This is a genomic window from Pseudonocardia sp. CA-107938 (assembly GCF_050936315.1).
Classification (GTDB): domain Bacteria; phylum Actinomycetota; class Actinomycetes; order Mycobacteriales; family Pseudonocardiaceae; genus Pseudonocardia.
Genome location: NZ_JBNJNA010000002.1, coordinates 1,577,170 through 1,589,201, shown reverse-complemented (window position 1 = coordinate 1,589,201; position 12,032 = coordinate 1,577,170). Strand labels below are relative to the sequence as shown.

At 72.3% G+C, this 12,032-nt stretch carries 12 protein-coding genes; 5 read left to right on the top strand and 7 right to left on the bottom strand.

What is annotated here, in order from left to right; genetic code table 11:
• Window positions 1-30: 30 nt before the first annotated feature.
• Window positions 31-669: a TetR/AcrR family transcriptional regulator gene (locus tag ACQEVB_RS40445; RefSeq protein WP_432985155.1), complete on the bottom strand. Its 639-nt coding sequence runs from the start codon at window positions 667-669 to the stop codon at window positions 31-33.
• 109 nt (window positions 670-778) lie between these two features.
• On the opposite strand from ACQEVB_RS40445, the gene ACQEVB_RS40440 reads away from it, so the two are divergent.
• Both ACQEVB_RS40440 and ACQEVB_RS40435 read left to right on the top strand, forming a co-directional pair.
• Window positions 779-1,216 (top strand): nuclear transport factor 2 family protein, encoded by a 438-nt coding sequence (locus ACQEVB_RS40440; protein ID WP_432985152.1) that lies wholly within the window; start codon window positions 779-781, stop codon window positions 1,214-1,216.
• 190 nt (window positions 1,217-1,406) lie between these two features.
• Complete coding sequence (locus tag ACQEVB_RS40435) at window positions 1,407-2,186, top strand: IclR family transcriptional regulator (RefSeq protein WP_432985149.1); 780 nt, start codon at window positions 1,407-1,409, stop codon at window positions 2,184-2,186.
• 48 nt (window positions 2,187-2,234) lie between these two features.
• Here ACQEVB_RS40435 and ACQEVB_RS40430 read toward each other — a convergent pair whose 3' ends face one another.
• The 4 genes from ACQEVB_RS40430 to ACQEVB_RS40415 form a co-directional block, all read right to left on the bottom strand.
• Window positions 2,235-3,716: an MFS transporter gene (locus tag ACQEVB_RS40430; RefSeq protein WP_432985146.1), complete on the bottom strand. Its 1,482-nt coding sequence runs from the start codon at window positions 3,714-3,716 to the stop codon at window positions 2,235-2,237.
• Between the two features lie 235 nt (window positions 3,717-3,951).
• Window positions 3,952-4,785: a shikimate dehydrogenase family protein gene (locus ACQEVB_RS40425; protein ID WP_432985143.1), complete on the bottom strand. Its 834-nt coding sequence runs from the start codon at window positions 4,783-4,785 to the stop codon at window positions 3,952-3,954.
• Window positions 4,782-5,612, bottom strand: coding sequence for a hypothetical protein (locus ACQEVB_RS40420; protein ID WP_432985140.1), 831 nt, complete (start codon window positions 5,610-5,612; stop codon window positions 4,782-4,784). The genes ACQEVB_RS40425 and ACQEVB_RS40420 overlap by 4 nt, the downstream gene beginning before the upstream one ends.
• Window positions 5,600-5,890 carry a hypothetical protein gene (locus ACQEVB_RS40415; protein ID WP_432985137.1) on the bottom strand — a complete coding sequence of 97 codons (291 nt, stop codon included), beginning with the start codon at window positions 5,888-5,890 and terminating at the stop codon, window positions 5,600-5,602. The genes ACQEVB_RS40420 and ACQEVB_RS40415 overlap by 13 nt, the downstream gene beginning before the upstream one ends.
• 121 nt (window positions 5,891-6,011) lie before the next feature.
• On the opposite strand from ACQEVB_RS40415, the gene ACQEVB_RS40410 reads away from it, so the two are divergent.
• Together ACQEVB_RS40410 and ACQEVB_RS40405 are read left to right on the top strand one after the other, a co-directional pair.
• A complete protein-coding gene (locus ACQEVB_RS40410; protein ID WP_432985134.1) occupies window positions 6,012-7,046 on the top strand; it encodes an amidohydrolase family protein in 1,035 nt (344 codons plus the stop codon).
• Window positions 7,043-7,819 carry a hypothetical protein gene (locus ACQEVB_RS40405; protein ID WP_432985131.1) on the top strand — a complete coding sequence of 259 codons (777 nt, stop codon included), beginning with the start codon at window positions 7,043-7,045 and terminating at the stop codon, window positions 7,817-7,819. The genes ACQEVB_RS40410 and ACQEVB_RS40405 overlap by 4 nt, the downstream gene beginning before the upstream one ends.
• A 102-nt stretch (window positions 7,820-7,921) precedes the next feature.
• On the opposite strand, the gene ACQEVB_RS40400 is transcribed toward ACQEVB_RS40405, so the two are convergent.
• Window positions 7,922-9,226: an MFS transporter gene (locus ACQEVB_RS40400; RefSeq protein WP_432985128.1), complete on the bottom strand. Its 1,305-nt coding sequence runs from the start codon at window positions 9,224-9,226 to the stop codon at window positions 7,922-7,924.
• A gap of 58 nt (window positions 9,227-9,284) precedes the next feature.
• On the opposite strand from ACQEVB_RS40400, the gene ACQEVB_RS40395 reads away from it, so the two are divergent.
• Window positions 9,285-10,277, top strand: a complete 993-nt coding sequence (locus ACQEVB_RS40395; RefSeq protein WP_432985125.1) for a LacI family DNA-binding transcriptional regulator — start codon at window positions 9,285-9,287, stop codon at window positions 10,275-10,277.
• Here the strand turns inward: ACQEVB_RS40395 and ACQEVB_RS40390 are convergent.
• Entirely contained in the window at window positions 10,274-11,605 is a 1,332-nt protein-coding gene (locus ACQEVB_RS40390; protein ID WP_432985122.1) for a right-handed parallel beta-helix repeat-containing protein, read from the bottom strand. The two genes, ACQEVB_RS40395 and ACQEVB_RS40390, sit on opposite strands and share 4 nt — an antisense overlap.
• Between the last annotated feature and the right edge of the window lie 427 nt (window positions 11,606-12,032).

Sequence of the window (12,032 nt, the reverse complement as noted above, 5' to 3'; positions counted from 1 at the left end):
TCGTCGGGAGCATGCCCCCGGCCGGGGACCCTACCCGACCGGCGACCGCCCAGGAGGGATCGCTCGGGACAGCTCCGCACGTCGAGGGCGGCCGTGGAGCCGGCGCGGGAGCAGGCAGTCGAAGACGATCTCTGCGAGCCTCCCGGGCCGCTCATCCGTGCTGCGTCGGCGGCCGGCCGACAGCGCGGCCACGACGATGGCCTGCACGTCGGCTGCGTCCACGTCGTCGCGTACGGCCCCGGCCTGCTGGGCCCGCGCGAGGAGCGAGCCGAACTGCTCGCGCAGCTGCGCGGCACGTTCCTCGGCCTCGGCGCCCATGGGGCCGCCCGTTGAAGCGACGGCTTCGGTCAGGTCCTGCTTCGTGTCGGCCTCGGCGGTCATCCTGGCGAGGAAGGCGAAGAACGCCGGCCCGGCATCGGGGTCGGCCAGGGCGGCGCGGACGTCGAGTGTCAGCCGCTCCAGGTGTTCGCATGCGACCGCCTCGATCAGCGCCTCCTTGCTGGGGAAGTGGCGGTGGACGGTGCCCGGCCCGACCCCGGCCCGGTGGGCGATCTCGTCCAGGGGGACGGCGAGGCCCTCGGACGCGAAGGCTGTGCGGGCGGCTTCCAGGATGCGTTCCCGGTTGCGGCGGGCATCGGCGCGCAGCGGGCGCTGTCGCTCAGTGGTCACGTGTCCTCCCGGCACCGGGACTGGGGCCATTGATAAGCGGGGCACTTGCCCCGTATAGTCCTTCGCGCAACCGGGGCAAGCGCCCCGGTTGCGTCGAGAGGAGTGTCCCATGACCACTGCCGCACCGCGTGAAGTCCTCCACCACTTCCTCCGCCTCACCGCCGAAGGTCCCAGCGAGGCGATGGCCGACCTCTTCACCACGAACGCCGTCTTCGAGATGCCCTACCTGCCGCCGGGTGCACCCGCCCAGGAGCCGGGACGGGACGCCTTCCGGGCGCACCTGCGGGAAGGCGCGAAGCTGCAGAAGTTCACCGCCGTGGACCAGGTCCACGTGCACGAGACGACGGACCCCGAGCTCGTCGTCGCCGACTACCGTCTCCACGGCCGCGTCCTGGCCACGGGGAAGCAGTTCATCTTCGACATGGTGATGTTCGCCCGCGTCAGGGATGGGCTGATCGCGTGGTCACGCACCTACTCCAACCCGCTCGACGGGGCGATCGCCTTCGGCGCGGCGGAGCAACTGCTCGCCACGGTCACCGCTGTCTAGCCTCCGCGCTCCCGCGGGAACTCGGGTCGACCCTGGGGTCGGACCCTGGGGCGAACCTGGGGACGGGCCGCGATCGTCGGGCACGAGGCGACGGCTGCCGGCCTGGCGTTCGCCCGGCGCGTGCGGTTGTCGTCGGGTCGGTTCGCCGTCGGTGCGCTGCAGGCGCTCGACGACGAGGAGGCACGCTCAGATGGCTGGGAACTCGGTGGAATCGGGCCGATCGGTCACCAGCAAGATCACGTCGATCCTCCTGACGTTCACCGAGGGCAGCGAGCACTCCCTGACCGAGATCGCCCGCCTCGCGGGCCTCCCGATCTCGACGGCGCACCGCCTGGCGTCCGAGCTGACGTCGTGGCGGATGCTGGAGCGCACCGAGCACGGTCGCTACCGGGCCGGCCTGCCGCTGCGCATGATCGGCACCCGCGGCACCTGCCCGTCCAGCATCGCCGAGCGCGCCCCGTACGTGCTGGAGGACCTGGCCGCCGCCACCCGCTGCCGGGCCCGGCTGGGCGTGCTGCAGGAGCTGGACGTCGCGTACATCGAGAAGCAGCCGGGCCTCCGGCCGGTGACCGCGTTCTCCCCCGCGGCGACGCTGCCCGCGCACCCCACCGCGCTGGGCAGGGCGCTGCTGGCCTTCGCCCCGACCGGCGTCGTCGAGATGACGATCATGCGCGGGCTGCGCCAGTACACCCGGCACACCGTGACCTCTCCCGACCGGTTCCGCCGCGCGCTGGCCGTCACCCGGCTCACCCGGGTCGCGGTGACGCGCTGCGAGCTGGAGGCCGGCACCTGCGGGGTCGCCATGCCGGTCTTCGGCGCCGGTGGCGAGGTGGTCGCCGCGATCGAGCTGACCGTGCGTGACCTGGGCGCCGACCTGCAGCCGGTCATGGCGGCGCTGCAGATCGCGAGCCGCAGCCTCTCCCGGGAGCTCGCCGGCAGCGTCCCGGTCGCCACGCCTGCGGCCGGCTGACCGTCCGCGACCGGGTCGGTGCTCCCTCCGACCCGGCCGCGGGTTCGGTCAGACCGCGGCGCGCAGCCGGTCGTACTCCTCGCGCGGCACCTCGGGTGCGTCGCGGCGCCCGAGGTCGTTGAGGTGGACGCGGAAGGTCTCCCGCGCGCTGTACGCCGCGATGGCCGCGATGATCGCGAGCCCCAGCGTGAACGAGCCGACCGTCCACACCACGCTGGTCTCGATCGCGTCCGCGGCAGCGCGGCACGTCTGACCCGAGGGCAGCACAACGTCGCCGGCGAACTTCTTGTCGACCACGCAGGCGCTCGGCGTCGGCCCGACCAGCGCGGCGTAGATGGTGGGCAGGAACGCGGTGATGAGCGTGCCGATGTTCTGCGAGATCGCGAACGCCGTGACGCGCGTCCTGGTCGGGAACAGCTCCTGGTAGAACGCGGGGAACACCGCGTTGTAGCCCTGGTAGACGATCCCCCACATCAGCATGGCGAACACGAACGCCAGCACGATGTTCGCCTGCGACACGAAGTACAGGTAGAAGTATCCGAGGATGCCGGAGCCCAGGCAGCCGACGATCATCACCGGCCGCCGGCCGATCCGGTCGGACAGGTTGCCGACGAACGGGATCAGGATCACCGCGACCACGTTGCCGACCACCGAGATCCACAGGTAGTTCGTGGAGGTGAGGCCGACGCCGTAGCCGGCGTTGGTCGCGAAGGTCGCACCGAACACCGTGACGGCGGTGGGGATCGCGTTCATCAGCGCCATGCAGATCACGCGGAACATGTCGAGGCCGTTCTCCCGCACGGCCTGGACGATCGGCGCCTTGGGCAGGGCGCCGTGCACGGCCTCCTCCTTGAACGCCGGGGTCTCGTCAACGCGGCGGCGGATGATGTACCCGGCGACGACGACGAGCGCGCTGAGCAGGAACGGGATCCGCCAGCCCCACGACTGGAACGCCTCGGCCGACATCGCCGCCGACAGGGGCAGGAACACCGCAGCGGCCAGCACCTGCCCGGCCTGCACGCCCTGGAGGGTGAAGCTGCCGAAGTAGCCGCGCCGCCCGAACGGCGCGTGCTCGATGATCATCGCGCTGGCGCCGGAGATCTCCCCGCCCACCGCGAAGCCCTGGATGAGCCGCAGCACCACCAGCAGGATGGGCGCCCAGATCCCGGCGGTCGCGTAGGTCGGCAGCAGCGCCACCGCGAACGTCGAGACGCCCATCATCAGCATGCACAGCACCAGCACGTTCTTGCGCCCGTGCGTGTCGCCCCAGTGCCCCAGCACGAACGCGCCGATCGGGCGGGCCACGTAGCCCACCCCGAACGTCGCGAAGGAAGCGACGATGGCCACCTGCGGGTTGTTCGACGGGAAGAAGATCAGCGGGAACACCAGCGCTGCGGCCTGCGCGTAGATGAAGAAGTCGTAGTACTCGAGCGCACTGCCGATCCAGCCGCTGGCCGCCGCCTTCTTCGGGGTCTTGGCGTACTCCACCGGTTCGTGCGAGCCGGGTGGCTCGACGATCTCGCTGCTCATGCGTCCTCCTCGACGACCGAGCCCGCCGGCACCCGCCGGGGCTGTCGGCACAGTGCAGCGGTGACCGCCACCACGGTCAACGAGTTCCGCGCCGGTTTCCGCTGGACGGCAGTGCTCGGCCTGCGCTCGCCCAGCGCGGAGGTTGATCAAGGGCAAAAGGTCGTTGCGGAATCGATCCAGCACGACCGTTTGCCCTTGATCGACACGCCAGCTCGCCCCGCCGAACCTCCGCGGCTCAACCCGGCAGCTGCGAGACGGCCCGCAGCTCGTCGGGGGTGGCGGTGCCGAAGCCGAAGAACTCCAGGTAGGCCGGGATCTGCTCGAAGAGCATGTCGCTGCCGACCTGGATCGGGCAGCCCCTGGCCCGGGCCGCGGCCAGGAACGGCGTGATGGTCTGCCGCATGACGACCTCACCCACGAACGTGCCGGGCGCGATGCGGTCGACGTCGACCGGCAGCGGGTCGTCGTCCTGCATCCCGAGCGGTGTCGCGTTGACGACGAGGTCGTACCCGTCGGGATCCTTCGACCCGGTCCGCAGTTCCAGGTCCGGGTAGTGCGCGGCGAGCCGCTCCGCGAGCCCCTCGGCCGTGGCCGGGGCGGAGTCGTACAGCCCGAGCGTGCCCACCCCGTCGGCGGCGAGCGCCGCGGAGATCGCCGACCCGACCCCGCCGCCGCCGACGACGAGCGCCCGCTTGCCGGTCACGTCGAAGCCCTTGCGGGCGACCCCGCGGCAGAAGCCCGCGCCGTCGAACTGGTCGCCGACGAGCGAGCCGTCCGGGCGCCGGAGCACCGCGTTCACCGAGCCCGCTACCGCCGCCGTCGGCGTCAGCTCGTCGACCAGCTCGACGGTGACCACCTTGTGCGGCATGGTCACCAGCGCGCCACGGATGTTCGTCATGCGGAACAGGAGCGGGAACATGGCGCGGAAGTCGCCCGCCCGGACTCCCATCGGCACCACCACGGCGTCGATCGCGTTCTTCTCGAACCACGGGTTGTAGATCAACGGCGCCTTGAAGGCGAAGGTCGGGTCGCCGATGTGCGCGATCAGGGTCGTGGTGCCGCTGATCATCGCTCCTCCGTCTCCCACTGGACGACGCCCATGCCCGTGATCCACTGCTGCACCGGCTCGTAGGCCAGCTTCGTCGCGTTCACGGGTGCCATCGCACCGGCGACGGCCAGCCAGCTGCGGATCTCGTGTGCCCCGTTGCCGGCCAGCTCGATCTCGCTGTCGGGCATGTCGAGGACCTGGTCGAGCTCGCCCTTCTCCAGGCGGTCGAGGAACCAGCGGTCGAAGCCCTCCTCGATGTCGCCGACGCGGGGGTTGCCGAGGGAGTGCGAGATCCCGCCGGCCCCGACGAGCGCCACCCGCTGCAGCCCGGGGTAGGACCGGATGGCCGCGCCGAGCGCGACACCGAACTCGTAGGCGCGGCGCAGCGGCATCATCGGCGGCACAGCGCAGTTCTGCACGATCGGCACCAGCGGCAGCCGCATCTCGTGGTCGAGCTCGTGGTAGACGGTCATGATCCCGTGGTCGAGCTCGAGCTGGTGGGAGAACGCCGGGTCGAAGCCCGCCTGCAGGGTCTGCTCGGCCAGGTGCGTGGCCAGGCCGGGGTGGCCGGGGATCCACACCTTCTCGATCGGCAGCCACTCCTCGACCGGCCCCCAGTTCCGCTCCCCCAGCCCGACGCAGATCTGCGGGAAGTTCTCCAGGAAGAAGTTCGTGAAGTGCTCGTTGGCGAGCACCACCACGGCCTCCACGCCGCGCTCGACCGACTGCTCGCGCAACCGGGTCAGGGCCCCGAAGAAGTTGTCCCGCTGCTCCTGCGGCGCGGCCATCCTGGCCGAGGACATCAACGGCGCGTGCGATGCGCAGTACGCCAGGGCTATGTCTGCCACCGGCCCCTCCTCTCCGCCGGACGCCAGAGCGGCTCCAGCAGTTTCCGGTACTCGTCACGGCCGAATCCAGCGGCGCGGCAGAACCGGTTGAGCAGCACGTCGTGCAGCCCGAGCCGGTAGAGCCCGGCGACGTCCTGCTCCGCGAACGCCGCGCGCTCGTCGTCCGTGAGGTCGTAGCCGGAGTCGTCGAACCCGATCCGACCGTCCGACCCGGCGTTGCCGACCTCGCCGGCCCGCACCCAGTCGTACACACACCTGTTCAGTTGGTAGACACTCATCGGCCCTCCCCTCGACCTGCACGGTCGCACGCCCGTCCGCCTCGGCACGGCCCGTCGCGGGGATCTTCCGACCAGTGAGAGCCGGTGGGCACCGACCGTCCGGCACCGGGAGTGTGTCGCCATGGACGTCATCGGCGGACGTGCGCTCGACGTGCACGCGCACGCCATGCCGCTCCCCCTGCTGCAGCGGCTGGCGGTCCGGACGCTGGCCGATCTCTCCGACGTGGCGGACGGGATCGTCCGCATCGACCCGCGCGTCAGCGGAGTCGGACCCCGGGCGCCCCTGCCGTTGGCGAGGTCGCAGTACGACGTCGGCGCCCGGCTGGCGGAGATGGCCGCGCTCGGCGTCGACCGGCACGCGGTCTCGCTGCCACCGTTCCTGTTCTGCTCGACCGCGGACGACGAGCGGCTCGCCCGCGGTGTCGTCGCGGCGGGCAACGACGAGCTGGCGACCTACGTGGCGGAGGCACCCGACCGGCTGCTCGGCCTGGGCTCGGTGGCGCTCGGCTGGCCCGGCGCCGCCGAGGAGGCGCGCCGCGCGCTCGACGACCTCGGCATGGCCGGCATCGCCATCGGCAGCCGGGGCGCGGGCCGCGACCTCGACGACCCCGTCAACGACGAGCTGTGGGCGCTGCTCTCGGAGCGACGGACGTTCGTGTTCCTGCACCCCAGCGGCGTCCCCGACGCGCACCGCCAGTCCGACTTCTGGCTCCCGCAGCTCGTCGGCTACCCGATGGAGACCGCGCTCGCCGTCGCCCGCCTGGTCCTCGGGCGGGTGCTCGAACGGTTCCCCCTGGCCCTGTGCCTCGCGCACGGCGGGGGTTGCCTGCCGGCACTGCGCGGGCGCCTGGACCTGGGCTGGGAGCGCAAGGACGTCGCCCGCACGACCCCGCTGCCGCCCAGCGAGTACACCGGACGCCTGTTCTACGACACGGCCGTCTTCTCGCCCGTCCAGCTGCGCCGCCTCGTCGCCGACGTCGGCGCCGACCACGTCCTGCTGGGCACCGACCACCCCTTCGAGCTGGCCGACCGCGACCCGATCGGCACGGTGCGGGCGCTGGGCCTGGGTCCGGCGGAGACCCGCGCGATCCTGGGGGACAACGCGGCAGCACTCCTGGGAGGACCCGGGCCGCCCTGTCCTACGGTGACCCGATGAACCGGATCGCCCTGCACCAGTCCGTCGTCCTGCCGATGGACCCGGTGCGGCAGGTGGCGCTGGCCGGCGCCGCCGGTGTGGAGTCCATCGGCCTGCGCGTCGCCGCGGTGGCCGACGAGCAGGAGTGGTGGTCCAAGGGCCTCGGCTCGCCCATGCTGCGCGACCTCATCGAGGCCCTGCTCGCCTCCCGCGTCACCGTCCTCGACGTCGGCAGCGTCGAGCTCGGACCCGACCTGCACGTCATCGACGGCCGGGAAGCGTACGTCCGGGCGCTGGAGATCGGCGTCCGCATCGGTGCGCAGTACGTCACCGCCCGCGCCGGCCGCGGCGACCCGACCACGCTCTTCGCCGTCCTCGCGGAGCTCGCGCAGCACTACCAGCTGCGCGCGCTGATGACCCCGACCCCGGGCACCGCCGTCGCCACCCTCGCCGACGCCGCGCGGGTCGTCGGCGACACCGGCGGCGGCGTCGTGGTGGACGTCGACCCGCACGCGGACGACGACGCCGCCGAGGCGCTCGCCGACACCATCGCCGACCTCGGCCCGCTGGTCGGGTACGTGCGGATCGGGGCTCGCGCACTGGCGGCCGGCCCGCCGCGACCCGGCCTGCTCGCCACCCTCCCCCCGCAGGTGGCAGTCGCGATCGGGGCAGCGCCCGCGGACGTCCCCGGGACGGCCGGGCCGGTCGACTCCGACCATGTCGCGCGGGTGACCGCACTGCGGGCGGCGGTCGACACGCTGCTGCGCCACCCGCGGGCCGAGGTCACGCGCTGATCGCTCGGTTCGCGGCCGCCGTTGCGGTGATCAAGGGCAGAAGGTTGCTGTGCACGGTCGACGAGCGACACTCTGCCCTTGATCACCAAGCCCAACCGTGGCTCACGCTGCATCGCGCGTGCTGACACCGGGCCTGCGGTGGGCCACCAGCAGCTCGCGCAGCGGTCGTGGCTCGATGCCGCGCTCGGCGTCGAGCCGCCGCGCCCGACGCCGCCACACCAGCAGCCCGACCACCGCCACCGCCCACACCGGGTACTGCACGAGCCACGCCACGCGGAAGGCGTCCGCGCCGAACCCGCCGAGCGCGGTCAGCACGCCGCCCATCGCCGTCAGCACCAGCAACGTGGCCAGGAAGCCGCCCAGGTTGGCCATGCTCTGCGCGACGGCGAGGTTCGGGCTGGGGTTGGCGGTGCGCGCGATGTCGATGCCCACCACCGAGCCGGGGCCGCCCGTCGCCAGCACCAGGACGAGCACGACCAGCAGCCAGACTGGCGCCCGGCCGGGGTGCAGCAGGACGGCGGTCCAGGTGGTCACCTGCGCGCCGATGACGGCCAGCAGCAGCCACGACCGGCGCAGGGGATGGCGCACCGTCAGCACGCCGATGACCGGGCCCGTGCAGATCGTGGCGACGACGAACAGCGTCAGCAGCGCGCTCGCGGCCGCGCTGCTCAGCCCCTGCGCCGTCACCAGGTAGGGCACGCCCCACAGGAGCGTGAAGACCATCATCGAGAACTGGGTCCCCATGTGGCCGAAGAAGCCCAGCCGGGTGCCGGGCCGCCGCCACACCGCTGCGACGGCCGCGGCGATCTCCCGTGGGGACGCCGTGCCGCCGCGCGTCCACGCGCCGGGAGCGTTGCGCACGACCGCGCCGGCGAGCCCCGCCACGAGCACGCCGGCTCCGGCCGCTGCCACGAACGCCGGACCCCACCCGGCCCCGTGCAGGAGCGCGGCGAACGGGACGGCCGACACCACCTGGCCCAGCTGGCACAGGATCGTCGTCACCTGCGTCATCAGCGGGACGCGGCGGGCCGGGAACCACCGTGGGACGAGCGCGAGCGCCGCGGTGAACACCACGGCGTCGCCCGCGCCGACCAGTACCCGCGCGAGCAGCGCGAACCCGACGCCGGGGGCCGTCGCCAGCAGGAGCTGACCAGCGGCCATCACCAGCGCGCTGATCGTCAGCATCACGCGTGACCCGTACCGGTCGACGAGCACCCCGGCCGGGATCTGGGCCAGCACGTAGACGGTGAGCTGCACGAAGACGAACGTCGCCAGCGCGCCCGGGGAGATGCCGAAGCGCTCGGCCGCGTCGAGGCCGGCGACGCCGAGCGTCGTGCGCTGGGTGACCGCGACGACATAGGCCAGTACGCCGACGGCCCAGACGACCCAGGGACTCGCACGACGCATGAGTGCGAGTATGGCAAGCGTTTGCCATGATTTGCCAGCGTGCGGTAGAACCCCGGCCATGGATCACACCCGCGCCGTCACGCTGCACGACGTGGCGCGCGAGGCCGGGGTGGCCGTGTCGACGGTCTCCCGGGCGCTCTCCAACCCCGATCGCGTCAACGCGCGCACCCGCGAGCACGTCCGCGCCGTCGCGCAGCGGCTGGACTACCGGCCCAACCGGATCGCGCAGGCCCTGCCGACCGGCAGCATGCAGATGCTGGGGATGCTCGTCCCCGACATCACCAACCCGCACCACTTCGGGCTGATCCGCGGCGCCGAGGCGCAGGCCAGAGCCGCGGGCTACACGCTCGTGCTCGGCGACACGCAGGGCCTGCCCGGGCTGGAGGCCGGGCACACCCAGCGGCTGGCCTCCACGGTCGACGGGTTCCTGCTGGTGTCACCGCGCGGCGAGGACGACTCGCTGCACGCCGTCGGGACGCGCCGGCCCGTCGTCCTCTACAACCGCGAGCTGGACGGGGTGCGCAGCGTGGTCACCGACGCCGCCGACGCCGCCGGTCAGGTCGTCGACCACCTCCACGCGCTCGGCCACCGGTCGATCGCCTACCTGGCCGGCCCCGCCGACTCGTGGACCGAGCACCAACGGCACGGGGCGCTCGCCCGGCGTGCCGCGGACGTCGGGATCGCAGTGCGCCGGATCGGCCCGCACTCCCCCACGATGGACGGCGGCACCGCCGGGGTCGACGCTGCCCTCGCCACCCGGGCGACCGCGGTCGTCGCCTTCAACGACCTCATGGCCATCGGCGCGCTGCGCCGCCTGGAGCGCCGCGGCGTCGACGTCCCGGGCGAGGTCAGCGTCGTCGGGTTCGACGACATCTACGGCGCCGACTTCTGCCACCCGCCGCTCACGACGGTCGCCGCCCCCGTCGAGGAGGCGGGCCGCCGCCTCGTGGACGCGTTGCTGGCCGGCCCGGACGCGCCCTTCGCCGAGCGGACCGTCCTGCCGACCACGCTGCTCGTCCGCGACTCGACCGGGCCCGTAGCGTTCGGTTAGTTCAGCAGGTCGATCGCCAGCGGCAGCCGACCTGATCCCATCCCCTGGAAGGCGCCGAGGTCGGTGCTGCCCCCGGCCGGTCGCGGCGCCCCCGAGATGTCGAACGCAGGCGCCTGGTCCGCCACCCCGGTGCCCAGCGCGGGCGATCCGGCGGCCAGCCGCAGGTCCTTGGCGGCGCGGTTGACGAAGAGCTGGGGATCGCTCGCCGCGGTGGCCCCGGGCTTGGTCAGGAACAGGTTGTGGTCGATGACGAACTTGCTGGTGTCACCGATCAGGTCGCCCGGGCCGTTGCCGGCGAAGATGTTGTTGCGGATGAGGTTGATGCCCTCGAAGCCGCCGCGGATGACCTTCAGCCCGCCGCCGGGGTTGTCCACGACGGTGTTGTTGAGGATCTTGGTGTCGACGAAGACGCCGGGGTTCCCCGCCGGGGTCCAGTAGCCGATGCCGCCGTTGAGGCCGTCGGTGATCAGGTTGTTGAAGATCGTGACGTTGGTGGTCCGACCGGACGCCTCGGCGTTGAACCGCGCCATCATCGGGCGCTCGTACTCCTCGACCTCCTCGACGCCGAGCAGGATGCTGGGCTTCGACTCGTGCTTCGTCCCGGTGACGACGTTGTTGTAGATCTGGATGTCCCGAGAGGAGTCGACGTAGACGTCGGGGCCGCGGTTGTCCTTGACGATGTTGTCGTGGATCCGCCCGTTGCGGGCGCCGTACTTGGCGTCCACACCTTCCTCGCCGTTGTCGCTGATGATGCTTCCGGTCAGCTCGAAACCGTCGAGGTTGTCACCGAACGAGATGCCCTCGTGATCGGCCGACGTGCCGCGCGCGTTGTTGCGGCTGACCACGCTGTGCAGGACGCGGGCGTTCGACCCGCCGAGGAACACGATCCCGCCGTCCAGGGAGTCGGTGACGTGGACGTTGCGCAGCTCGATCCCGGTGGTGCCGGCCGCGAAGATCCCGAACCGGGTCGACCCCTTGACCGTGATGTCGGCGATCGTGATGTACGAGCGGTCCGAGAGCAGGATCAGCCCGTCGTCCTCCTCACCGACCTTGCCGCCCTCGATCTTCACCTGCGCACCCGGCGCGGCCGTGAACGTGATCCGGGCATCGGCCGTGCCGTCGTGGGGCACCCGCACCCGCTCCGGGTAGGTGCCCGAGCCGATCACCACCGTGTCCCCCGGCCTGGTCGCATCCGCCGCCGCCTGGATCGTGGTGAAGTCGGCCGGGCCGTTCTGCGCCACGGTGATCGTGCGACCGGCCAGCGGCCGCACCGGCCGTTCCGCGCTACCGGGCGCCACCGACACGGTGGCCAGCAACGCCGCGACCACCGCGGCTCCGGTCAGATGAACCGCCCGGCGGCTCCGTGGGGGTACTGACATCGTGCGGCTGGTCCTTTCCGGGCGGCGCGATCACGCACCTGTTCGGGGCCCGGGTGTCGCCCGCCGCCACGCGTTCAGCGCAGTCGACGCGCAGACGGCGCAGAGCGCGCCGTCCATCTGTGCCACCCCATGCCCCCATTCGAGTGGTCAACCCCAAGAGTATGGGCTGGCGATCGGGTTCAACGACAACTCTTCGACGATCTTCGAACGCCCGGGGCCTCCCGGGCGACGGACGCGAGGGTCGTGAGCAGACGCGCGATTCGATCCGGTGCCGGATCTGGTCGGTGGTGCGCCCGGCACATCAGGCAGAGCGGTCCGGGGGCGCTGACCAGTGCAGCGGCGACGACGACAGTTCCGCAGACGGCGCGATACAGTC

Bases quoted from the DNA above. Each gene is read 5' to 3' on its own strand.
- ACQEVB_RS40440 (WP_432985152.1), top strand. From the start codon at position 779: ATGACCACTGCCGCACCGCGTGAAGTCCTCCACCACTTCCTCCGCCTC.
- ACQEVB_RS40435 (WP_432985149.1), top strand. From the start codon at position 1,407: ATGGCTGGGAACTCGGTGGAATCGGGCCGATCGGTCACCAGCAAGATC.
- ACQEVB_RS40430 (WP_432985146.1), bottom strand. From the start codon at position 3,716: ATGAGCAGCGAGATCGTCGAGCCACCCGGCTCGCACGAACCGGTGGAG.
- ACQEVB_RS40425 (WP_432985143.1), bottom strand. From the start codon at position 4,785: ATGATCAGCGGCACCACGACCCTGATCGCGCACATCGGCGACCCGACC.
- ACQEVB_RS40415 (WP_432985137.1), bottom strand. From the start codon at position 5,890: ATGAGTGTCTACCAACTGAACAGGTGTGTGTACGACTGGGTGCGGGCC.
- ACQEVB_RS40410 (WP_432985134.1), top strand. From the start codon at position 6,012: ATGGACGTCATCGGCGGACGTGCGCTCGACGTGCACGCGCACGCCATG.
- ACQEVB_RS40405 (WP_432985131.1), top strand. From the start codon at position 7,043: ATGAACCGGATCGCCCTGCACCAGTCCGTCGTCCTGCCGATGGACCCG.
- ACQEVB_RS40400 (WP_432985128.1), bottom strand. From the start codon at position 9,226: ATGCGTCGTGCGAGTCCCTGGGTCGTCTGGGCCGTCGGCGTACTGGCC.
- ACQEVB_RS40395 (WP_432985125.1), top strand. From the start codon at position 9,285: ATGGATCACACCCGCGCCGTCACGCTGCACGACGTGGCGCGCGAGGCC.